The following is a 22,585-nucleotide window of genomic DNA, read 5'->3' as shown; positions in this document are numbered from 1 at the left end:
GCTCCGCCGCCAGGACTCGAACCTGGACCTCACAGCTCCAAAGGCTGTCGTGCTGCCATTACACTACGGCGGACCATCCCCGACGCGGGCGCCGGAGCCTCGACAAGTCTGCCAGCCCCCGCGCGCCGTCCGGAACCGGCGACGGCAGGGCGGAGGCCGGCACGGCTCGATAATGGAGGGATGGCACACGAGGCGGACGAGGTCGATCGCATCGTCGAGGCGTGGACCCTGCAGCGCCCCGACCTCGACTTCTCGCCGCTGGAAGTGCTCTCTCGCGTCGACCGGCTCTCGCGGCACCTCGACCGCGCTCGGCGCGACGCCTTCCGCCGGAGCGACCTCGAGCCGTGGGAATGGGACGTCCTGTCGGCCCTCCGGCGCGCGGGTGAGCCGTTCCAGCTGAGCCCGAAGCAGCTGCTGCAGCAGACGCTGGTGTCCAGCGGCACGATGACCAACCGCATCGACCGCCTCGTCGGGCGCCGGCTCGTACGACGCGAGCAGGACCCCGACGACGGGCGCAGCATCCTGGTGATCCTCACGGAGGACGGCCGGACGCGGGTGGATGCCGCGATCACGCGTCTCGTCGACGCGGAGGCGCTGCTGCTGTCGGGGCTGTCACGCGCCGACCGCGAGCGGATCGCTGGGCTCCTGCGCAAGCTGAGCCTCGGCTTCGACACGAGCGGCGCGCTCTGATGGCCCATCTGCTCGGCGCCGAAGCGCTGCACCTCGAGTTCCCGACGAGGATCGTCTTCGACTCGGTGTCGCTGGGTGTGGACGAGGGCGACCGGATCGGCATCGTCGGCCGCAACGGCGACGGCAAGTCCAGTCTGCTGGCGATGCTCGCCGGGAGGCTCGAGCCGGACGGGGGCCGCGTCACGGTCCGCGGCGGGGTGCACGTCGGCGTGCTCGACCAGGGCGACACCCTCGACGACACGCACACGATCCGCGAGGCCGTCGTCGGCGACACCGCCGCCCACGAGTGGGCCGGCGACGCCCGCGTCCGGGAGGTCATCGCCGGTCTCCTCGGCGACCTCGAGTGGGAGGGCCCGATCGCACCGCTCTCGGGGGGCCAGCGGCGCCGCGTCGCGCTCGCGCAGCTCCTCGTCGGCGACTGGGACGTGCTCGCCCTCGACGAGCCCACGAACCACCTCGACGTCGAGGCCATCGCGTGGCTGGCCGGGCACCTCAAGACGCGGTGGAGCCGTGGATCGGGGGCGCTCCTCGTCGTCACGCACGACCGCTGGTTCCTCGACGAGGTCTGCACGACGACCTGGGAGGTCCACGACCGCGTCGTGGAGCCCTTCGACGGAGGGTACGCGGCCTACATCCTGCAGCGCGTCGAGCGCGACCGGCAGGCCGCGTCGATCGAGGCGCGCCGGCAGAATCTCGCGCGCAAGGAGCTCGCGTGGCTCCGCCGCGGAGCCCCCGCGCGGACCTCGAAGCCGAAGTTCCGCATCGACGCCGCGAACGCCCTCATCGCCGACGTGCCCGAGATCCGCGACAAGGTCGCTCTGCAGTCGCTCGCCGTGTCGCGTCTCGGCAAGGACGTCGTCGATCTGCTGGACGCGTCGGTCTCGTACCCTGCCACCGGCTCTGGCCCGGGGAAGCACGTCATCCGCGATGTGGAGTGGCGCCTCGCGCCCGGCGAGCGCACCGGAATCCTCGGCGTCAACGGCGCCGGCAAGTCGACGCTCCTGGGGCTCATCGCCGGCACGGTGGAGCCGACGTCCGGGCGGGTCAAGCGCGGCAAGACGGTTCACGTGGCGACGCTCACGCAGCGTCTGGACGACCTCGACCCGTTCCTCGACGAGCCGGTGCGCGTCGTCATCTCACGGCTGCGGACCAGCTACGTCTTCGGAAGCGGGTCGAAGGCCCAGGAGCTCACCCCCGGCCAGCTCCTGGAGCGCATGGGCTTCCAGTCCGCACAGCTGTCGACCCCCGTGAAGGACCTCTCGGGCGGGCAGCAGCGGCGGCTCCAGCTGCTGCTGATCCTCCTCGAGCAGCCGAACGTCCTCATCCTCGACGAGCCGACGAACGACCTCGACACCGACATGCTCGCGGCCCTCGAAGACCTGCTGGACTCGTGGCCGGGGACGCTCCTCGTCGTTTCGCACGACCGCTACTTCCTCGAGCGCGTGACCGACCAGCAGTACGCCCTCTTCGACGGCCACCTGCGCCATCTTCCCGGCGGCGTCGAGGAGTACCTGCGCCTGCGCGCGGCCCAGAGGGCGCGGGCGGTCTCCACCGCTCCTCCCCGCGACGCCGGCGAACCGCGCGGAGGCTCCGGCCGCGCGGGCGCGGCCGAGGCATCCGTCGCCCTCTCCGGCGCGGAGCGCCGCTCCGCCGAGAAGGAGCTCGCGTCCATCGACCGGCGCCTGGAGCGACTTCAGGGCGACCTCGACGGCATCGATGTGCGTCTGGCCGACAGCCACGACGACTACGAGGCGCTCCTGGACCTGCAGCGCCGCCGCGGGGATGTGACGGAGGAAGTCGCGCAGCTCGAGGAGCGCTGGCTCGAGCTCAGCGAGTCCCTCGAGGCCTGACACGCCCCCGGCGCGCGAGGCCGGCCGACGCCGTCGCGCGGGTCGAGCGCGAGCGCCACACTTTCCTGCGAGCGCCACACCGATCGCTGTCGCGGTCGCAGGAAAGTGTCGCGCTCGCTACGGGCCCCCGATGACCGGCGACGGCCGCGGGCGGGTCAGTCCGCGGGCAGCAGCCCGAGCTCACGGAACGCGCGCCGGTAGATGTCGCGGAGCACGTCCTGCTTGCGGGCGTTGTAGGCCATGACGTGCTCGCCCCGTCGGTTCGAGGCCGCCGCGGCGGCCCGCTTCACCTCCGCATAGCGCTCCCGGTCGTCCGGGTGCGCCCGCAGCCAGTCGCGGAAGAGGAGGTGGCGCGCCGCTTCGGCGCAGTCCGGCGGGAAGACGTGGAGGTTGGCTCGCGGGTCGGCCGCGACGAGGCAGCGGTGCTCGTACCACCAGGGCTCGCGAACCGTGAGGACGAACCCGGCGGCCTCCAGAGCCGGCACATAGCCCGGCTCGTCGCCGGGGTCGGCGACGACGAGGTCGATGTCGATGACCGGCTTGGCCGGAAGCCCGGGCACCGACGTCGAGCCGACGTGCGCGATCGAGAGCGCCGTGTCGCCGAGGGCGTTGCGGATGCGGTCGCGCAGGCTCTCGTAGCGGGCCGGCCACGCGGGGTCGGCCTCGGCGATGACGATGTCGGATGCCGGCTCCCGGCCGTCGACCCAGGGCGTCAGGCCCGGCGGGGGCGGCGCGTCGGCGAACCGGACGATCTCGGCGGCATCCACCATGGCCACTCCTGCGCGATCAGTACCAGAAGCTCAGGCGCGCGGTCTCGGGCCACGCGAAGACAGCGGCTGCGGCGAGCGCGTCGGCGGGCGCCCTGTCCGCCGGCGCCGGCGCGTCGCCGGAAGCGCGCACGGGAACGACCTCCGCCCGCCCGGCGGCGACGAGGGTGAGAAGCGAGACCGAGCCGAGATACACCGCCGACAGCTCCGCGACGCCGAGGCGCACGGTCGGCGCGCCGGGGTCGGATCCGTCCCACGTCTCGACCGAGGCCGCGCCGTCTTCCCCGACGCGCAGCAGCCACCGGCCCTCGCCGAAGCCGATCGGATCCGACACGTCGAGCGCGACCACCCCCGGCGCCGCATAGCGTCGCCCGCTCAGCGCCGCGGGCACGTCGAGGATCCGCACATACTGGTGGTCCTGCACGGTCAGGGTCGCGGCCCGGCGGTCGCCGATCATCCACAGCAGCGGCTCGTCGACGGCGAGCTCCGACGCGGTGAGCTCGCCGACCAGGTCGAGTTCGAGAAGGAACCGCCACAGCGCCGCGTAGGCGTCTGCCGTCTCGGCGACGAGCCGGTGCACACCGACCTTGGACCGGGCGAAGTCGTCGTGGTTCTCGCGGTAGGCGTAGAGGGCTGCACCGCGCACCGCTCCCCCGGGCTCGGTGTACTGCACAGCGCGAAGCCTCTCGGGGTGCTCCGCGTCGGGCCGGGTGCCCGCGAACCGGTCCCAGTGCCCGTCCGGCATCTCGATCTCACCCGCCGTCCGCAGGCGCACGGCATCGAACAGCCCGGGAGCGAGCTCTCGGAACCGCTCGCGCGAGATGAAGTCGACGCGCCCGTCCGGGCGCGGGCCGGCCCATCGGGCACGAGGCACGTCGACCCGGATGCGGCCGCTCATCGCCGCGGGGGCGAAGCCGAACCGCCCGTAGATCGTCGATTCGCTCACCGTCAGGATCGCCACGGGGATGCCGAGCTCGGCGGCGCGGCGCAGCTCGCCCTCCATCATCGAGCGGAGGATGCCTCGCCGGCGATGCGTCGGGGCGACGGTCACCGAGCTGATGGCGACGGAGGGGATGCCGAGGCCGCCGGGCACCGAGAGCTCGGCGACCCAGGAGGCGAAGGTGGCGACGGGACGCTCCGGGTCGGGCGACGCTGCGTCGAAGACCCCCACGAGCCGGCGCTGGCCGAGCCGATCGAGGCCGGCCTGCAGCTGTTCGTCGTTGCGCTCGCCGTCGAGAAAGCCCCGGGCGACCGCCTGGAGCCACGCCCGGAAGCCGTCCGCATCGCCGTTCGCGACCAGCCGGAGCTCGAGTCCCTGATCGGCGAGCGCGCCGCGTGCCGCGTCGTCGATCGGGCCGTCGTGGTGCTGCGCGGCGAGTGGGCTCGGCATATCTTCTCCTTCGGATCCGGCCGGTCGTGGGATGCCCCGACTCAGAGCGCGCGCGCTCCGGCGACCGGGCCGTGCACGTGCAGGGCGGGGTACCCCGCGGCGGCGAGGGTCACCTGAAGCTCGAGCGCCGCCTCGGGACCCGCCGTCAGGAAGGCGAGGGTCGGTCCCGACCCCGAGACGATGCCGGCGAGGGCGCCGGACTCCTCCCCGAGCTCGAGGGCGTCCCGCAGGGCGGGCCGCAGCGACAGGGCGGCAGGCTGGAGGTCGTTGCGCACGTGCTCCGCGAGGGCCGCGGCATCCCCCGCCCGCAGGGCCTGCAGGACGGCGGGGTCGACGGCGAGCCTGCGGCGCGGTGGTGAGATGTCGGGCGCCTGCTCCTCTCGCAGGCGGTCGAGGTGGCGGTACACCTCGGGGGTCGCCAGGCCCTCCTCCTCGGAGGGCAGCAGCACCCAGTCGAAGCGCCCCTTCGCGAGCGCCGGGCTCAGCTGGTCGCCGCGACCGGTCCCGATCGCGGTGCCCCCGAGCAGCGAGAACGGAACGTCCGCTCCGAGTCGCGAGGCGAGATTCTGCAGCTCGTGGATCCCGAGGTCGGTGCCCCACAGCAGATCGCACGCGACGAGGGCGGCTGCGGCATCCGCGGATCCCCCGCCCATGCCCCCCGCCACCGGCACGTGCTTGATGATCTCGAGGTGCACGCCGCCGTCGTAGCCCGAGCGCTGCGCGAGCATGCGCGCCGCCCTGAGAGCGAGGTTGCGGTCGTCGGCGGGCACCCCCGAGACGTCCACCGTGCCGCTCACCCGGATGGTGAAGTCGTCGCCGGACTCGGCCCACACGTCCTCGTAGAGCGAGACCGCCTGGTAGGCCGAGGCCACGTCGTGGTAGCCGTCGTCCTGCACGTCGCCGACCTCGAAGAACAGGTTGATCTTCCCGGGCGCGCGGACGTGGACGCGATCGACGACGGCGGCGTCGCTCACCGGTCTCCCGACTCCGCCCACACATCGGCGCCGGCGGCGTCGGCGAGCGCGTCGATCTGCTCCAGCTCCTCGGTCGTGAAGCCGGGGCCGGAGAGGGCGGCGAGGTTCTCGTCCAGCTGTTCGGTCGTCGAGGCGCCGATGAGGGCCGAGGTCACCACCGGGTCGCGCAGGACCCACTGCAGGGCGAGCTGAGCGAGCGTCTGCCCGCGCTCCTTCGCGATGACGTCGAGGCCGCGAAGCGACGCGAGGGCCTGATCGGTGAGCCGGCGGCCGCCGAGCGACCAGCGGTCCTGCGCGCGCTCGGCGGTGCCGTCTCCGAGGTACTTGCTCGTCAGGAGGCCCTGCTGCAGCGGCGTGAAGGCGATCGCCCCCATCCCCTCCTGCTTCAGGACCCCGGTGAGCCCGTCCTCGACCCAGCGGTTGAGGATGGAGTAGGAGGGCTGGTGGATGACGAGGGGCGTCCCCATGCTCCGCGCGATCGCCGCGGCCACCGCCGTCCGCTCGGCGCTGTAGGACGAGATGCCCACGTACAGGGCCTTGCCCTGCCGCACGAGGGTGTCGAGGGCGCCGATGGTCTCCTCCAGCGGCACGTCCGGGTCGTAGCGGTGGGAGTAGAAAATGTCGACGTAGTCGACGCCCATGCGCCGGAGGGACTGCTCCGCGCTTGCCAGAAGGTACTTCCGGGAGCCGCCGTTGGCGTAGGGGCCCTCCCACATGTCGTAGCCGGCTTTGGACGAGATGATCAGCTCGTCGCGGTAGGGCGCGAAGTCCTCCCGCATCATGCGACCGAAGTTGATCTCGGCGGAGCCGTAGGGCGGGCCGTAGTTGTTGGCGAGGTCGAAGTGCGTGATGCCGATGTCGAACGCGTGCCGGAGCACTTCGCGCTGGCGGTCGAAGGGGATGTTGTCGCCGAAGTTCCACCACAGTCCGAGCGAGACCGGGGGGAGCAGGAGCCCCGAGGTGCCGACGGGCCGATACTCGAGCCTGTCGTAGCGATCGGGGGCCGCGGCGTACGGGCGGTGGAGATCTCCGCCGCGGGAGCGGTAGCGCGATTCGTCGGTCACGGTTCCGAGGCTAGCGCGCGACGCGCCCCCGCCGGGCAGGCGATCGCGGGCGTATCCCGAGCGCTGCGGTTGTCAAGGGCTGGTGCACGAAACGGGCGCGTAACAACATCTGCATAGGGTGGCAAGGAAGCCACCCCCTTCGCCCCCGCCTTTCCTCGCCCCGTCCATCCCTCGCCACACAGGAGGACGCCATGTCTGCGCTGCCCGCCACCCCTGCCACCCCGGCCCTGTCGGTGCTGCCCGTCGAGCAGCACGTCTGGTCGGGCCTGCTCGCACGCCCCGACGTCGTTCTCGAGCGGGGCGTCCTCCACCTCGTGCACGAGTCGACCACCCCGCAGGATGCGCAGACCGAGGACCTGCTGCTCGTGGCGTCGGCGATCGAGAACGCCGGGGTGGACGTCATCCTCATCCGGCACGATCGCCGCGTCCCGGCCCTCGTCGTGGACGTGGCAGCGCGGGATGCCGCGTTCGAGGCGCTTCGGGCGCTGGGGCGCCACGAGCCGCTGTACGTCAAGAAGACGCGGGGCGAGGCGACGCTCGCCGCCGAGGCCGCCTCGCCGGGCTCCGAGCCGTCGGCATGGCGCGTGTACCGTCCGCGCATCACCCCCTCGGGAAGCGTCCGGTACGGCACGTCGGCCGCCGCGCGCCTGGAGTTCTGGCGCTTCGGCGCCGAGGCGGTCGAAGCGCCGGCCGACAACGTCCTGATGCGCAGGACGACCGCCGCCGACGACGTCGTCTTCGAGGGCGTCACCCGCCTCGGTCGCACGTGGCGCACCGTCGCGGGCATGTTCGATCCGCTCCCCGACGAGTTCACCGAGCCCGTCGACATCGTCTTCTCGTGGGTCGACGGATCGTCGACGGACTTCCAGCGCCAGCGCGCCGCGCGCATGGAGGGGTACGTCGTGGGCGAGGGCGACGACGGCCCCGCACGGTACCGCCACGTCGACGAGCTGCGGTACGCCCTCCGCAGCGTCCACATGTACGCCCCCTGGGTGCGACGGATCTTCATCGCGACGGACTCCCCGGCACCGGCCTGGCTCCTGGACCACCCCAAGGTCACCGTCGTGCGGAGCGAGGAGTTCTTCGCCGACCCGACGGTGCTTCCCACGCACAACTCCCACGCCGTCGAGGCGCAGCTGCACCGCATCGACGGCCTCGCCGAGCACTTCCTCTACTCGAACGACGACATGTTCTTCGGCCGGCCCGTGGAGCCCGAGATGTTCTTCACGCCGGCCGGGGTTAGCCAGTTCGTCGAATGCGAGGTGCGCATCGGCGCGGGCCCGACCGCGACGCACCGCAGCGGGCACGACAACGCCCTTCGGGTCAACCGCGCGCTCCTGCGCGAGCGCTTCGGGCGCACCATCGTGCGCGACCTGGAGCACTGCGCCGCGCCGCTGCGCCGCAGCGTCGTCGCGGAGCTGGAGAAGGCGTTCCCGGAGGACTTCGCGCGGACGGCGGCGTCGCGCTTCCGCTCGGCGAGCGACATCTCGGTGACCAACTGCCTGTACCACTACTACGCGCTCATGACCGGTCGTGCCATCGCGACGCACCGCCCCCGGGTGCGCTACGTGCAGACCACGATGGCGAAGTCGCTGCGGCGGATGGAGGCCCTCGCAGAGCGGCGGGACGTCGACATGTTCTGCCTCAACGACGGCGGCGAGACCGAGATCCCCGAAGAGGTCCGGGTCGCGGCCCTGCGCGAGGCGCTGGAGAAGATGTTCCCCGTACGCGCCCCGTGGGAGCGCGCGGAGCTCAGCGAAGAACAGGCAGCGGCTCGGTCGGCGCATCCTTCGGCACGTCGCTGAAGCGCACCGGCGCTCTCGGCGGGACCGGTTCGATGCCCGCGACGACGAGCCGGCGCCGCGCCTCGGCGGCGTCGATGTGCTCGAGCGGCAGCGGCGCGTCGACGGGCACGACGGAGTGGACGACGGTGGCGTCGTAGACGTGGACGAGGTTGAACGACTGCGCGCCGTCCTGGGGGCGCGTGCCGCCGGCCGGCACCGTGAGGTCCTGCGTGTAGCAGGTCGCCGAGGCCACCGACACGGGGATCCCGGCGAACGTGGCGAACGTCGAGTAGTGCAGGTGGCCCGCGACGATGGCGCGCACATCGCTGCCTCGGAGCACGTGCGCGAGCCTGGCCTGGTCGCGGAGCTCGACGCTCGCGGCGAGCGGGAGGACGCTCGGGACGGGCGGATGGTGCATGGCGAGGATCGTCCCGAGCGGAGCCGGCGTCGCGAGCACCCCACGCAGCCACTCGAGCTGCGCGTCGTCGAGCTCGCCGTGGTGGGCGCCCGGCACCGTCGAGTCGAGCGTCACCAGCCGCAGGCCGTCGAGCTCGTCGACGCGGTCGTGGGGCACCAGCGGGTCGGTGCGGACGTCGTCGAGCAGCCGCGAGCGGAACGCCCCGCGGTCGTCGTGATTGCCCATGACCCAGAAGAGCCTCGCACCGAGACCCGCGGCGAAGGGCTCGACGAGCGCGCGGATCGCCTCGTAGGCCTCGGCCTCGCCCCAGTCCGCGAGGTCGCCGGTGACGACGACGGCGTCGGGACGGACGCCGGATGCCTCGACCGCGGCGAGCGCCTGCGCGAGGCGCTCGGCGGAGTCGACGCGGTCGAAGAGCCGGGAGCCGGCGGCACGCAGGTGCGTGTCGCTCAGGTGGAGCAGGATCCGCTCGGGCGCCGGATACTCCGCGGTGCGCATCGCCTTCTCTTCCGATCGGACGCGGGGAGGTGATCCCCGCCTGCGCCCGGTCGGACGCCTGCCGGAGATGTTACGCGCGGCTGCTCCTCCGCCCGGGGAACGCGGCGTGAATGTCGGGGAAACACCTACGTGATGCCCAGGTGGCTCCGACCCGCGGCGCTCCAGCGGTCAGGCTCGCGCGATGCGCACGAAGTCGTCGATCGACAGCTGCTCCCCGCGCGCGGTGGGTGCGACCCCTGCCCTCTCGAGGACGAGGGACGCCTCGGCCGCCGTGCCGCCGAGCACAGGGGTGAGCGCCTGACGCAGCATCTTCCGGCGCTGCTGGAACGCGGCATCCACGATCTGGAACGTGCGACGGCGCTCCGCCTCGGACCCGCGCGCCTCGGGGGCGCGGTCGAACGCGACGAGGACGCTGTCGACGTTCGGCACGGGCCAGAACACCTGCCGCGACACCGTCCCGGCCAGGCGCCACGGCCCGTACCAGGCTGCCTTGACGCTCGGCGCTCCGTAGACCTTCGATCCTGGAGGAGCGGCGAGCCGCTCCCCCACCTCGGCCTGCACCATGACCACTCCGCGATCGAGCAGCGGGAAGGTCTCGAGGAAGTGCAGCAGGACCGGCACGCTGACGTTGTACGGGAGATTGGCCACGAGCACCGTCGGATCGCCCGGAAGCTCGGTGATCCGCAGCGCATCCGCGTCGACGACCGTGAGCGCTCCGTCCGCGACGCCATGGCGCGCAGCCGTCGCGGGGAGCCTCTCGGCGAGACGATGATCGATCTCGACCGCGGTGACGGATGCCCCCGCCTCGAGGATCGCGAGGGTGAGCGAGCCGAGTCCCGGCCCCACCTCGACCACGCGGTCGCCGGGCGCGACGCGGGCCGCGTGCACGATCTTGCGCACCGTGTTGGCGTCGACCACGAAGTTCTGCCCCAGCTTCTTGGTCGGCGTGACGTCGAGCTCGGCCGCGAGCGCGCGGATCTCGGCGGCGCCGAGCAGCTGGACCGGCATGGAGCCTCCTTCGTCCCAGCCAGCGTAGCGACGCAACCGCTTGACAGCCGCCACGCCCGAGGGGAAGTGTGGGGGCCCTGGCCGATCGGCGAGGGCGCCGAGGCCCTCAGCCGAGGAGGCACCGATGAGTTCATCCGCCGCATCTGGATCCCACGTCTCCGTTCCTCTCGCGCGTGTCGTCCTGGTCGCCGCGACGGCGGCGCTCGGCGGCTTCCTCTTCGGCTTCGACACGGCTGTCATCAACGGCGCCGTGAGCGCGATCGGCGAGCAGTTCCAGACCGGTCCGGTCCTGCTCGGCTTCGCCGTGGCATCCGCCCTCATCGGCTGCGCGATCGGAGCGTGGTTCGCCGGCCGCATCGCGGACCGCTACGGCCGCATCCGCGTCATGGTCATCGCGGCGATCCTGTTCGTGCTGAGCGCCCTCGGCTGCGGCCTCGCCTTCACGGTGTGGGACCTGTCGTTCTGGCGCATCGTCGGCGGACTGGGCGTCGGCGCGGCGTCGGTCATCGCCCCCGCCTACATCGCGGAGGTCTCGCCGCCGGTCTACCGCGGACGCCTCGGGTCGCTCCAGCAGCTGGCGATCGTCACCGGCATCTTCGTCGCGCTGCTGACGGACGCGGGCATCGTCGCCGTCGCGGGGAGCTCGACCGCGCCGTGGCTGCTCGGACTGGAGGCCTGGCGGTGGATGTTCCTGTCGGAGCTGGTCCCCGCGGTCATCTACGGCGTCCTCGCCTTCACGATCCCCGAGTCGCCTCGGTACCTCATCGCCCGCGGCGAGATGGGCCGCGCCAAGGAGGTCCTCACCCGATACGTCGGCGGCGACGTCGAGAAGACATCGACCGACATCCTCAAGACCGTCCAGGGCAAGTCGGATCGGCCGCGTTTCGCGATCCTCCGCGGATCGACGTTCGGGCTGCTGCCGATCGTGTGGATCGGGATCGGGCTGTCGGTGCTGCAGCAGTTCACCGGCATCAACGTCATCTTCTACTACTCGTCGACCCTCTGGCAGGCGGTGGGCTTCACCGAGCAGGACTCGCTCACGATCACCGTCATCACGTCGGTGACGAACATCGTGACGACGATCATCGCGATCCTCCTCATCGACCGCGTGGGACGCAGGCCCCTCCTCCTCGTCGGTGCGATGGGCCAGTTCGTCTGCCTCGCGGTCCTGACCTTCATCTTCGCGACGGCTCCGATCGAGAACGGGGAGCCCGTCCTGCAGGGCGCCGCCGGGACGACCGCCCTCATCGCGGCGAACCTCTATGTCGTCTTCTTCGGCGCCTCGTGGGGACCGGTCGTCTGGGTGCTCCTCGGTGAGATGTTCAGCAACAAGATCCGCGCCGTCGCCCTGTCGGTGGCCGCCGCCGCGCAGTGGGCGGCCAACTTCGTCATCTCCACGACCTTCCCGGCGCTGGCCGCGGTCGGACTGGGCCTGGCGTACGGGATCTACACCTTCTTCGCGTTCGCGGCCATCTTCTTCGTGCTCCGCTTCGTCCGAGAGACGAAGGGGCGCACGCTCGAATCGATGCTCGACACGCCGGCGTCGGCACGCGCGCGAGCGTCCGGGGACGCCTGAGCCCGGCCGGCGCCCGCCCGGGATCGCACGGACGACGGTGCGGTGGATGCCCCGGCCGCGGTTCGTGCGATCTCGATCCGCGGCGGCGCCGCGACGTCGCACGGGATCACGGCGTTCTAGGATGATCGGATGCCTTCGCTCGGCGACATGATCGCGCCCCGGCGCCTCGGCCGGGACTTCCGCTGGCTGCTGGCGTCGTCGTGGACGAGCAACCTCGGCGACGGCATCGCCCTGGCTGCGGCGCCGCTGCTCATCGCGTCGCTGACCTCCTCGCCGATCCTCGTCGCCGCCGGTGCGATGATGCAGTTCCTGCCCTGGCTGCTCTTCGGCCTTCTCGCCGGGGCCGTGGCCGATCACCACGACCGCAGGCGCCTCGTGATGCTCGCCAACGCCCTGCGCGGGGTCGTCGTCCTCGCACTCGTGATCTTCCTGATCACGGGGCTCGCCACCGTGTGGCTGGTGCTCGTCGTCTCGTTCCTGTACGGGACGGCCGAGGTGTTCGCCGATTCGGCGGGCACCACGCTGCTGCCCATGCTGGTCCGGCCCGCCGACCTCGGCATCGGCAACGCGCGCATGCAGGCCGGATTCCTCGTCGCGAATCAGCTCGCGGGCCCGCCGCTCGGCGCGTTCCTGTTCGCCCTCGGCTCGTTCTGGCCGTTCGTCCTGCAGGTGCTCTGCGTCGCGCTGGCCGTGCTGCTCATTTCCCGCATCGCGCGGACACCCGTGCCGGAGCATCCCGGCCCCTCCTCTAGCTCCACGACGCACGCGATCCGCGAGGGCCTGCGCTGGCTCCGTCACAACGCTCCCGTGCGGACGCTCGTCATCATCATCCTGGTGTTCAACGTCACGTGGGCGGCGCCCTGGGGCGTCCTGGTCCTGTATGCCACCGAGTACCTCGGCATGGGCCCCGTCGGCTACGGCGCGCTCACCACGGCGTCGGCGCTCGGCGGCATCATCGCGGTCTTCAGCTTCGGCTGGCTCGAGCAGCGCGTGTCGTTCTCCACGCTCATGCGCGTGTGCCTCTCGTGCGAGGTGCTCATGCACCTGGGCTTCGCGCTGACCACCTCGCCCATCGTGGCCTTCGTCATCATGTTCGGCTTCGGGCTCTACGCGTTCGTCTGGGCGACGATCTCGACGACCGTCCGTCAGCGGCTCGTCCCGATGCAGCTGCAGGGGCGGATCGCCTCGGTCAACATGGTCGGCGTCTTCGCGGGCCTGGTAGTCGGACAGTTCCTGGGCGGCGTGCTGGCGCAGCTCTTCGGCCTGACCGCCCCCTGGTGGTTCGCCTTCGCCGGCTCCGCGATCACGCTCGCGCTGGTGTGGCGTCCGATCTCGCACATCGCCGCGGCCAAGCCCGTGCTGGACGCCGAGCAGGCCGACGAGGTCGGGGCCGAGGATGAGCCCGGCGCCGGCGGGAAGCCCCTCATCGACTGAGGGCGCGCGCTCGGATCGCGGGAATGTGCGGAATCCACGGATGCCCCGACCCCGAAGCATCCGTCATCGTGCTCGTCTCCGCGGACTGGGTACGCCGCGGCCGTGGGCCGTGCTCAGTCCTCGAACGCGCCGTACACCGCGAGCGTGTTGGCGGCGACCTGCGCGCAGAACTCGTCGAGGTCCACTCCGAGCTCGGCGGCCATGAAGCGCACCGTGACCGGCACGAGGTACGGCGCGTTGGGGCGACCGCGATGCGGCGTCGGCGTGAGGAACGGGGCATCCGTCTCGACCAGGATCCGCTCCCGCGGGATCACCGCGAGCGCGTCCCGCAGGTTCTGCGCGTTCTTGAACGTCACGTTGCCCGCGAACGAGAGGTAGTAGCCGCGCTCCCCCGCGATGCGCGCCATGTCCGCGTCGCCGGAGAAGCAGTGGAACACCGTGCGATCGGGAGCGCCCACCCGCGAGAGCGTCTCGAGCACGGCGTCGTGCGCGTCGCGGTCGTGGATCTGCATGGCGAGGCCGTGCTTGCCGGCGAGCGCGATGTGCGCCTCGAAGCTCTCGAACTGCGCCGGCCGCCCATCCTCGTCGGTGCGGAAGAAGTCCAGCCCCGTCTCGCCGATCGCGCGCACCCGCGGCTGCGCGGCGAGCTCGTCGATGGCCTCGATGGCCTCGCCGAGCCGGCCGGCCGCGGCGTATGCGGGGGCCTCGTTCGGATGGATCGCCACGGCGGCGAGCACGCGGGGATGGGATGCCGCGGCCCACGCCGACCAGCGGCTGGACTCGATGTCGCCGCCGGCCTGGACGACGCCCGCGACGCCGACGTCCTGCGCGCGGGAGAGCTGCTCGTCGAGGGAGAGGCCGAGGCCGTCTTCGATCTCGAGGTGAGCGTGGTTGTCGTAGACCGGCACGGCCAGCGGCTCGGGCGGATCGGGGTAGCTCACGTCGCGCGACCCGTCGTTGTGCCGCGTACGCACGTAGTTGCTCGGGTCGGACACCTGCACAACTCCTTCTATCCGGAAGCCTGAGGGGCGGTGGAGGTCGTTTCGGGGCGGCGGGGCGCGAACGCGAAGGAGTTCGGCGGCCGCCGGATCAGACCGTCTGCTCGACGCGAGGGAAGAGCGGCGCGAGGGCGGTGACGGTGGCGCCGGGGGGAAGGATGCCCCAGCCTCCCGCCTCGCGGATGTGCTGGTCTTCGAGCCGGCCCAGCGTGTCGGCGGCGCCGAGGGCGACCCACAGCTTCCCCGTCGCGATGGGCGTGACGGGAGAAAGCAGCACCGCGAGGGCGCGGAGTCCCTCGGCGGCCGTGTACAGGACGGTGCCCAGGCGCTCGCGCTGGGTGTCGTCCTTCGCGAGCGACCACGGCTCGTTCTCCGTGATGTAGAGATTCAGGGCGTCGACGATCGTCCAGATCGACGCGATCGCCTCGTCGATGCGGAACCGCTCGATCGCGGCGTCCGCGGCGGCCGCGGCATCCCGAACCGTCTGCTGGATGCCGAGATCGGCCTGCAGGTACTCGCCTGCGGGCGGCACCACGCCCGCGAAGTAGCGATCGATCATCGCGGTCGTGCGCGACGCGAGGTTGCCGAAGCCGTTGGCGAGCTCCGCCTGGTAGCGCGCCGAGAGGTCCTCCCACGAGAACGAGCCGTCCTGGCCGAACGCGATCGCCGACAGGAAGTAGAAGCGGTACGCGTCCGAGCCGAAGACGTCGGTGATCTCGGTCGGCGCGATGCCGGTGAGCTTCGACTTCGACATCTTCTCGCCGCCGACGAGCAGCCATCCGTGCGCGAACACGCCGCGCGGCACGTCCACGCCCGCCGCCAGGAGCATCGCGGGCCAGATCACGGCGTGGAACCGCAGGATGTCCTTCCCGACGACGTGGTACGCCGGCCAGCGCCGGGCGAACTCCTCCGGGTCCGATCCGTAGCCCACCGCGGTGGCGTAGTTGAGCAGCGCGTCGACCCACACGTAGATGACGTGCGACTCGTCCCACGGCACCGTGATGCCCCAGTCGAACGTCGAGCGCGAGATCGAGAGGTCCTTCAGGCCCTGCTTGACGAACGAGACGACCTCGTTGCGCGCCGACTCCGGGCGGATGAAGTCCGGCACCGAGCGGTAGAGCTCGAGCAGCCTGTCCTGGAACTCGCTGAGCTTGAAGAAGTAGTTCTTCTCCTGGAGCAGCTCCAGCGGCTTGGAGTGGATGGCGCAGACCTTGAGCCCCTCGAAGGGGCCTTCGCCGTCGACGATCTCGGACTCCGTCTTGAACTCCTCGCAGCCGACGCAGTACAGCGCCTCGAACTCGCCCGCGTAGATGTAGCCGCGGTCGTAGATGGCCTGCACGAACTGCTTGACGCGCTCCTCGTGGCGGGGCTGCGTCGTGCGGATGAAGTCGTCGTTCGCGACATCGAGCGTCTTCAGCAGCGGTGACCAGGACTCGCTCACGAGCTTGTCCACCCACTCCTGCGGCGTCGCGCCGTTCGCGGAGGCCGCGCGCATCATCTTCTGGCCGTGCTCGTCCGTGCCGGTGAGCATCCAGGTGTCGTCGCCCGCCTGGCGATGCCAGCGGGCGAGGGTGTCCACCGCCACGGTCGTGTACCCGTGGCCGATGTGGGGCACGTCGCTCGGATAGTAGATCGGCGTCGTGATGTAGAAAGAACGGCCGGAAGTCACCGAAGAAGTCTATTTGCGGCGGATGCGTCGCCCGCGCTTGTGACGGCAGCCCCCCGCCGCGCGGGCTGTCCGGCGGGCATCGGTAACAGAGCGGGCACGATCCGACCGGTCACGCTCGCCTTAGCTGGGAAAACCCTGTAGGTTGGCTCGTTCGACTTCCGCGTGACCAACGTCGACTCGAACCAGAGCACCACGGTCTCGCTCGATTCCGCCAACCCCTCGGTCACGTTCACCGACATCGTGCCCGGTGACGACTACACCGTCGAGGAGCTCGGCGAGGACGGCTGGACGAGCACGCTCGTCTGCGACGCCGGCTCAGCGATCCCCGAGAGCGAGGCGTGGCAGTTCACGGCAACGCCCCAGCAGGAGATCGTGTGCGACGCGAACAACGAGGCGAGTCCGGCGAGCGTCGAGCTCGACAAGACGGTCGTCGGCGTCACGGACGTCTTCGAGTGGTCGTTCGACTTCACGATCGACCCGTCCGAGTCAGTCACGCCGGGCGCGACGCAGACCATCAGCGGCGTGGGCGCTTCGACCGAGTCGGCCGTCTGGGAGAACCTCCTGCCCGGTGAGACCTACACGCTGTCCGAGGAGAGCACGCCCGGCTGGCAGGCAGGCATCCTCACCTGCACGGGCCTCGAGGACTCGAACCAGGCTCCGGATGCCGTGACCTTCGTCGCGCAGCCGGGTCAGGTGCTCGAATGCGCCGTGACGAACACGCCGGCTCCGGTCGCGCTCACGGTCACCAAGACCGCGCTCGGCGGGAACGCGACGTTCCAGTTCCTCCTGACCCCGGTCGACCCTGTCGGCGTCGCGATCGTCGGCAATGCGGTCACCGAGGGCGGCACGGGCATCGCGACGTTCGAGGGCCTCACGCCCGGGGCCACGTACTCGCTCGGCGAGCGCGAGATCCCGGGCTGGCTGCAGGACGCCTTCACGTGCACCGTGACGCACGTCGGCGGCGAGCCGGAGGCGATCGACCTCGCGGGCTTCACCGTCGAGCCCGGTGACGCGATCGCCTGTGCGGCGGAGAACCGCATCGTCAACGCGCCCCTCGAACTGGCCAAGACCGTCTCCGGATCCCCGGTACGTCAGTCGGACGGGACCTACGTCGTGAACTACGTCATCACGGTGTGGAACCCGGGCCCGCTGGCGGACGTCTACGACCTCGATGACGCACTCGACTTCGGCACCGGCATCGGCGTCGTGAGCGCGACGGCGACCTCCGCCGACGGCGTGCCCGTCGACGCGTCGTGGAACGGTACGACGACGGTCCGTATCGCGACGGCCGTCGCGATCGGCGCCGAGGTCACCCACTCGTACAACATCGCCGTGCGGGTCACCGTTCCGCCGATGATCACGACCGACAACGCCGACTGCTCGGGCGCACCCGGCGAGGCGACGGGCCTCCTGAACGGTGCGGTGCTGACCTTCGGCGCCACGTCGGTGGAGGCTTCGGCCTGCGCTCCCGTGCCGGCGAGCCTGCCCGCGACGGGTGTCACGCTGAGCGCCCTGTGGGTCGCAATCGCGCTGCTGACCGGCGGAGCCCTGCTGCTGCTGATCCGACGGGTCCGCCGCAGCGCCTGACCCCGCCGCGTCCGACCGGAGGCCATCGTCCGCACACGCGGGCGGTGGCCTCCGCCGTCGTCCCGATCAGCCGCGCGCAGCGAGCGCCGCTTGATAGAGCTCACGCGAGGAATGACCGGTGTGCCCCGATACCTCGGCCGCGGCATCCTTGAGGCGCGTGCCGCCCGCAACGAGCGTCTGCACCTGCGCGACGGCGGCCTCGAAGCCCACCTCGACGGCCGTCGCCCCCTCGACGACGACGACGATCTCGCCCCGCACGCCGCCCTCGGCCCACGCCACGAGGTGGGCGAGTGATCCGCGCGCGATCTCCTCGTGCAGCTTGGTGAGCTCCCGGCACACCGCCGCGCGCCGGTCGGCCCCCAGGGACGACGCCATGTCGGCGAGGGATGCCGCGACCCGCGCGGGCGACTCGAAGAACACCATCGTCCGAGGCTCACGGGCGAGAGCCGCGAGGGCGGCACGCCGCTCCCCCGGCTTGCGAGGCAGGAAGCCCTCGAAGGTGAAGCGATCGGTGGGCAGGCCGGAGACGGCGAGCGCCGTGACGACGGCGCTCGGCCCCGGGATGGCGGTCACGGCGACGCCCGCGGCCGCCGCGGCGGCCACGACCCCGTAGCCCGGGTCGCTCACCGTCGGCATCCCGGCGTCCGAGAGGAGCAGCACGTCGCCGTCGCGGGCGAGTTCGATGAGCTCGGCCGCGCGCTGCTTCTCGTTGTGGTCGTGGAGGGCGACGAGCCGCGGGCGGTTCCGGACGCCCAGCGCGACGAGCAGACGCTGGGTGGTGCGCGTGTCCTCCGCGGCGACGACCGTCGCGGACTCAAGCGCCTCGACCAGGCGGCGCGAGGCATCCCCCAGGTTCCCGATGGGGGTCGCGGCCAGGATGATCACAGGTTCCAGCCTAGGCTTGACGGCGTGACCGCCACCTCCGAGCCGCTGCTCCCGCAGCCCCTTCTGACGGAGGCGCGTCACACCTTCTACGAGCGCTGGCGCGCGCGACTGGACGCCGATCCGCGGGTCCACCGGGTGTGGAGCGTGCTCGCGCCCGTCCTCGTCACGCTGCTCGCCGCCGTGCTGCGCTTCTGGAATCTCGGACACCCGCACGCGATCGTCTTCGACGAGACGTACTACGTGAAGGATGCCTGGAGCCAGTGGAACCTCGGTTACCCGGCGACGTGGCCCGAGAACCCCGACTACGCGTTCGCCGACGGCGGGACCGACCGCTTCACGACCGACCCCGCCTACGTCGTCCATCCCCCGCTCGGCAAGTGGATCATCGGGTTCGGGATGGCGCTGTTCGGCGCGGACTCGTCGTTCGGCTGGCGCTTCTCCGTCGCGCTCCTGGGCACCGCCACGGTGCTCGTCCTGTACTTCCTGGCGCGAGCCCTCGGCGGATCGATCGTCTACGCGACGGTGGCGGCGCTCTTCCTCGCCGTGGACGGTCTCGGCATCGTGCTGAGCCGCGTGAGCATCCTCGACGGCATCCTCACGTTCTTCGTCGTCCTGTCGTTCTGGTTCGTCGTGCTCGACCGACGACGACATCGCGAGCGGCTCGCTCGTGCTGTCGCCCGGTACGGGGGCGACGCGCCGCCGGCGTGGGGCCCGGTGTTCTGGAACCGCCCGTGGCTTCTGGCCGCCGGCGCCGCGATCGGCGCCGCGACGGCGGTGAAGTGGTCAGGGCTCTGGGTGCTCGCGGCGCTGGGCGTCTACCTGATCGTCGACGATGCGCTCGCCCGGCGGAAGGCGGGGATCGCCGCCTGGCCGACGGATGCCGCGCTCCGCCAGGGCCTGGTCACCTTCGTCCTCTTCGTCCCGGCCGCCGTCGCGGTGTACCTGGCGTCCTGGACGGGCTGGTTCGTCACGGACGGCGGCTACGATCGCCATGCCGTCGACGCCGACCCGGCGGCAGGATTCTGGGCGTGGGTACCCCTCCCCCTTCAGAACCTCTGGCACTATCACCAGGCGATCTACGGCTCGAACGTCGCCCTGACCTCCCCGCACAGCTACGCGAGCCCCGCCTGGCAGTGGCCGCTCCTGTTGCGGCCGACCTCGATGTACTACCTGGGCTCTGCCACCGGCGAGAACGGCTGCACGGCGGGAGGCAGCGGCTGCTCCGAGGGCATCACGAGCATCGCCAATCCGCTCCTGTGGTGGGCGGCCGTCATCGCCGTGGTGTACCTCGTCTGGCGCTGCATCGCCAAGCGGAACGGCGGGGACTGGCTCGTGCTGACCGGGATCGTCGCGACCTACGTGCCGTGGCTGCTCTATCCCGACCGCACGATCTTCCAGTTCTACACGATCGTGATCCTGCCGTTCATGCTCCTGGCGCTCACCACGACTCTGCGCGACCTCGCGCAGTTGAAGACGCGGCGCGGATTCGCGCTCGGCAGGTGGGCCACCGGCGTCCTGATCGTCGCCGTGCTGCTCGTCTCGATCTGGTACTTCCCGGTGTGGACGGCCCAGCAGGTGCCGTACGACTTCTGGTACCTGCACTTCAACCGGGCGGGCTGGATCTGAGTCGACCCCGCGTCACGCCGGGGTCGCGGCGGCCGCAGCCCGCGCGGCGGCCGGAAGGGCGTCGAGCACCCGGCCGAGCGCGGCATCGTCGTGCGCCGCGGTGAGGAACCACGCCTCGAAGACGCTCGGCGGCAGCGAGACGCCGGCGTCGAGCATCGCGTGGAAGAACGCCGGGTAGCGCCAGGCATCCTGGTCGCGGGCGTCGGAGTAGTCGCGGACCGCGCCGTCGCGGAACGCGACGGAGAAGAGGCTTCCCGCGTGCGAGACGACGTGCGAAACGCCCTCGGCCGTGAGAGCCTCGCCGAGGGCCATCGAGACGACGGATGCCGCGGCATCCACCCGACGGTAGACCTCGGCGTCCGCGAGGCGCAGCGTCGCGAGACCGGCGGCGACGGCGAGGGGATTGCCGCTCAGCGTCCCCGCCTGATACACGGGACCGAGCGGGGCGAGCAGATCCAGGAGGGCGGCGCGCCCGCCGATTCCGGCGAGCGGCATCCCTCCCCCGATGACCTTGCCGAACGTCACCAGGTCGGGCACCCAGCCCTCGCCCGCGACCTGCTCCAGGCCCCACCATCCGGCGGCTCCGACGCGGAAGCCGGTGAGGACCTCGTCGAGGATGAGCAGCGCGCCCTCGGCACGCACCGTGTCGGCGAGGAAGCGGTTGAATCCGGCGTCGGGGACGAGGACGCCCGCGTTGGCTCCCGCGGCCTCGGTGATGATCGCCGCGATGCGCCCGGAGTGCACCGCGAAGGCCTCTCGGACGGCGTCCCGATCGTTGTACGGGAGGACGAGGGTGAGCGCCGCGATGCCGGCCGGGACCCCCGCCGACCCGGGGAGGCCGAGCGTCGCGACACCCGAACCCGACTCGGCGAGGAGGCCGTCGGAGTGCCCGTGATAGTGGCCGGCGAACTTGATGACGATGTCGCGGCCGGTCGCCCCGCGCGCGATGCGGATCGCCGTCATTGTGGCCTCGGTACCCGTGGAGACGAGGCGGAGCTTCTCGATGCCGGCGATGCCCTCGACGTTCAGCCGGTCGACGACGAGCTCCGCCAGGTCGGTCTCGCCCGGCGTCGAGGCCCCGAACGACAGCCCTCGGGATGCCGCGTCCGAGACGGCCGCGACGACCTCGGGATGCGCATGGCCGAGGAGCGCGGGACCCCACGACGCGACGAGGTCGACGTACTCCCGACCGGTCACATCGGTCACGTGAGGACCGCGCGCGGAGACGATCGACAGGGGCGTGCCGCCCACCGAGCCGAAGGCGCGCACGGGCGAGTTGACGCCGCCCGGGATCACCGCGCGGGCGCGGGCCGCGGCATCCGCGTTCGTCAGCATCATCGTCATGGGTCTGCTCCGTCCCGCCTCGTCAGCGCGCACCGAGGCGTTCGGCCGCCTCGATCGCCCAGTAGGTCAGCACCGCGTCGGCGCCGGCACGCACGATGCTCGTGATGGTCTCGTCGATCGTGCGCTCGCGGTCGATCCAGCCGTTCGCGGCGGCGGCTTCGACCATCGCGTACTCCCCGCTCACCTGGTAGGCCCAGACGGGAACGGGAGACACCGCGGCCGCGTCGGCCAGCACGTCGAGGTACGACATGGCGGGCTTGACCATGACGATGTCGGCGCCCTCGGCGATGTCGAGCGCGACCTCGCGGAGGCCCTCGCGCCGGTTGGCCGCGTCGAGCTGATACGTCCGACGGTCGCCCTGGAGCGACGACTGCACGGCCTCGCGGAACGGGCCGTAGAACGGCGACGCGTACTTCGCGGCGTAGCCGAGGAGGGCGACATCCGGCCGGCCGGCGCCGTCGAGCGCATCGCGGACCGCCGCGACCTGGCCGTCCATCATGCCCGAGAGCCCGAGCAGCGCCGAACCGGCCTCGGCCTGCGCGAGGGCCATGTCGCGGTAGCGCTCGAGCGTCGTGTCGTTGTCCACTCGTCCCCGCTCGTCGAGCACGCCGCAATGCCCGTGGTCGGTGAACTCGTCCAGGCACAGGTCGGTCTGCACGACGAGCGCGTCCCCGACCTCGGCGACGGCGATGCGCGTGGCCGCGTTGAGGATGCCGTCCGGGTCCGTCGCGCCCGACCCCGCCGCGTCCTTGTGCTCAGGCACCCCGAAGAGCATGACTCCGCCGATGCCCGCCTCGGCCGCGCGCTGCAGCTCGGCCTTCACCGTCTCCGTCGTGTGCTGCATCACGCCGGGCATCGACCCGATCGGCACGGCCTCCGACGCGCCCTCGGCCACGAACATCGGCAGGACGAGCTGCGAGGGGTGGACTCGGGTCTCGGCGACCAGCCGGCGCCAGGCGGGTGTCGCCCGGAGGCGACGGGGGCGGGCGGCGGGGAACGCGGCGTCGGGAAGGGACATGGATG

Annotated in this window: 18 protein-coding genes and 1 tRNA gene; 7 read left to right on the top strand and 12 right to left on the bottom strand. The window is 71.7% G+C overall.

Annotated elements, in window-relative coordinates; genetic code table 11:
- Window position 1: 1 nt before the first annotated feature.
- A tRNA-Gln gene (locus tag EV279_RS09270) sits at window positions 2–73 on the bottom strand.
- Between the two features lie 107 nt (window positions 74–180).
- Between EV279_RS09270 and EV279_RS09265 the strand changes: the two genes are divergently transcribed.
- On the top strand, window positions 181–690 hold the full coding sequence (locus EV279_RS09265; protein WP_133542824.1) for a MarR family transcriptional regulator: 510 nt from the start codon (window positions 181–183) through the stop codon (window positions 688–690).
- Complete coding sequence (locus EV279_RS09260; RefSeq protein ID WP_133542823.1) at window positions 690–2,540, top strand: ABC-F family ATP-binding cassette domain-containing protein; 1,851 nt, start codon at window positions 690–692, stop codon at window positions 2,538–2,540. The genes EV279_RS09265 and EV279_RS09260 overlap by 1 nt, the downstream gene beginning before the upstream one ends.
- A gap of 155 nt (window positions 2,541–2,695) precedes the next feature.
- Here the strand turns inward: EV279_RS09260 and EV279_RS09255 are convergent, their stop codons facing one another.
- Genes EV279_RS09255 through EV279_RS09240 form a run of 4 tightly spaced genes read right to left on the bottom strand, consistent with a single transcriptional unit; the run spans window position 2,696 to window position 6,735 of the window.
- Window positions 2,696–3,310, bottom strand: a complete 615-nt coding sequence (locus EV279_RS09255; protein ID WP_133542821.1) for a GrpB family protein — start codon at window positions 3,308–3,310, stop codon at window positions 2,696–2,698.
- Window positions 3,311–3,326: 16 nt separating this feature from the next.
- The gene (locus EV279_RS09250) at window positions 3,327–4,697 is read right to left on the bottom strand and encodes a GNAT family N-acetyltransferase (protein ID WP_133542819.1); all 1,371 of its coding nucleotides are present in this window, start codon (window positions 4,695–4,697) and stop codon (window positions 3,327–3,329) included.
- Between the two features lie 41 nt (window positions 4,698–4,738).
- Window positions 4,739–5,671 carry a 4-(cytidine 5'-diphospho)-2-C-methyl-D-erythritol kinase gene (locus EV279_RS09245; RefSeq protein ID WP_133542817.1) on the bottom strand — a complete coding sequence of 311 codons (933 nt, stop codon included), beginning with the start codon at window positions 5,669–5,671 and terminating at the stop codon, window positions 4,739–4,741.
- Window positions 5,668–6,735, bottom strand: a complete 1,068-nt coding sequence (locus EV279_RS09240) for an aldo/keto reductase (RefSeq protein WP_133542815.1) — start codon at window positions 6,733–6,735, stop codon at window positions 5,668–5,670. Before EV279_RS09240 ends, EV279_RS09245 begins: the two co-directional genes overlap by 4 nt.
- Before the next feature lie 191 nt (window positions 6,736–6,926).
- On the opposite strand from EV279_RS09240, the gene EV279_RS09235 reads away from it, so the two are divergent.
- Window positions 6,927–8,540, top strand: a complete 1,614-nt coding sequence (locus tag EV279_RS09235) for a stealth family protein (RefSeq protein ID WP_133542813.1) — start codon at window positions 6,927–6,929, stop codon at window positions 8,538–8,540.
- Here the strand turns inward: EV279_RS09235 and EV279_RS09230 are convergent.
- Both EV279_RS09230 and rsmA read right to left on the bottom strand, forming a co-directional pair.
- The gene (locus EV279_RS09230) at window positions 8,488–9,435 is read right to left on the bottom strand and encodes a phosphodiesterase (RefSeq protein ID WP_133542811.1); all 948 of its coding nucleotides are present in this window, start codon (window positions 9,433–9,435) and stop codon (window positions 8,488–8,490) included. The two genes, EV279_RS09235 and EV279_RS09230, sit on opposite strands and share 53 nt — an antisense overlap.
- 168 nt (window positions 9,436–9,603) lie before the next feature.
- Window positions 9,604–10,443, bottom strand: coding sequence for a 16S rRNA (adenine(1518)-N(6)/adenine(1519)-N(6))-dimethyltransferase RsmA (rsmA, locus tag EV279_RS09225; RefSeq protein ID WP_133542809.1), 840 nt, complete (start codon window positions 10,441–10,443; stop codon window positions 9,604–9,606).
- 124 nt (window positions 10,444–10,567) lie between these two features.
- On the opposite strand from rsmA, the gene EV279_RS09220 reads away from it, so the two are divergent.
- Both EV279_RS09220 and EV279_RS09215 read left to right on the top strand, forming a co-directional pair.
- The gene (locus tag EV279_RS09220; RefSeq protein WP_133542807.1) at window positions 10,568–12,019 is read left to right on the top strand and encodes a sugar porter family MFS transporter; all 1,452 of its coding nucleotides are present in this window, start codon (window positions 10,568–10,570) and stop codon (window positions 12,017–12,019) included.
- Window positions 12,020–12,148: 129 nt separating this feature from the next.
- Complete coding sequence (locus EV279_RS09215) at window positions 12,149–13,453, top strand: MFS transporter (protein WP_133542806.1); 1,305 nt, start codon at window positions 12,149–12,151, stop codon at window positions 13,451–13,453.
- A gap of 113 nt (window positions 13,454–13,566) precedes the next feature.
- Here the strand turns inward: EV279_RS09215 and EV279_RS09210 are convergent, their stop codons facing one another.
- Both EV279_RS09210 and metG read right to left on the bottom strand, forming a co-directional pair.
- Window positions 13,567–14,448, bottom strand: coding sequence for a TatD family hydrolase (locus tag EV279_RS09210; RefSeq protein WP_133542804.1), 882 nt, complete (start codon window positions 14,446–14,448; stop codon window positions 13,567–13,569).
- Window positions 14,449–14,542: 94 nt separating this feature from the next.
- Window positions 14,543–16,120 carry a methionine--tRNA ligase gene (gene metG, locus EV279_RS09205; RefSeq protein WP_133542802.1) on the bottom strand — a complete coding sequence of 526 codons (1,578 nt, stop codon included), beginning with the start codon at window positions 16,118–16,120 and terminating at the stop codon, window positions 14,543–14,545.
- Window positions 16,121–16,282: 162 nt separating this feature from the next.
- On the opposite strand from metG, the gene EV279_RS09200 reads away from it, so the two are divergent.
- On the top strand, window positions 16,283–17,707 hold the full coding sequence (locus EV279_RS09200) for a DUF5979 domain-containing protein (protein ID WP_133542800.1): 1,425 nt from the start codon (window positions 16,283–16,285) through the stop codon (window positions 17,705–17,707).
- Window positions 17,708–17,773: 66 nt separating this feature from the next.
- Here EV279_RS09200 and rsmI read toward each other — a convergent pair whose 3' ends face one another.
- Entirely contained in the window at window positions 17,774–18,592 is an 819-nt protein-coding gene (gene rsmI / locus EV279_RS09195) for a 16S rRNA (cytidine(1402)-2'-O)-methyltransferase (RefSeq protein WP_133542798.1), read from the bottom strand.
- A 24-nt stretch (window positions 18,593–18,616) separates the two neighbouring features.
- Here rsmI and EV279_RS09190 point away from each other — a divergent pair, with 24 nt between their 5' ends.
- On the top strand, window positions 18,617–20,218 hold the full coding sequence (locus EV279_RS09190) for a phospholipid carrier-dependent glycosyltransferase (RefSeq protein ID WP_133542796.1): 1,602 nt from the start codon (window positions 18,617–18,619) through the stop codon (window positions 20,216–20,218).
- Window positions 20,219–20,230: 12 nt separating this feature from the next.
- On the opposite strand, the gene EV279_RS09185 is transcribed toward EV279_RS09190, so the two are convergent.
- On the bottom strand, window positions 20,231–21,553 hold the full coding sequence (locus tag EV279_RS09185; RefSeq protein WP_133544803.1) for a glutamate-1-semialdehyde 2,1-aminomutase: 1,323 nt from the start codon (window positions 21,551–21,553) through the stop codon (window positions 20,231–20,233).
- Window positions 21,554–21,584: 31 nt separating this feature from the next.
- A complete protein-coding gene (gene hemB, locus EV279_RS09180) occupies window positions 21,585–22,580 on the bottom strand; it encodes a porphobilinogen synthase (RefSeq protein ID WP_133542794.1) in 996 nt (331 codons plus the stop codon).
- Window positions 22,581–22,585 lie beyond the last annotated feature (5 nt).

Origin of the sequence: Microbacterium sp. BK668 (assembly GCF_004362195.1) — a bacterium.
Classification (GTDB): Bacteria; Actinomycetota; Actinomycetes; order Actinomycetales; family Microbacteriaceae; genus Microbacterium.
This window is presented reverse-complemented; position numbering and strand designations above follow the sequence as displayed.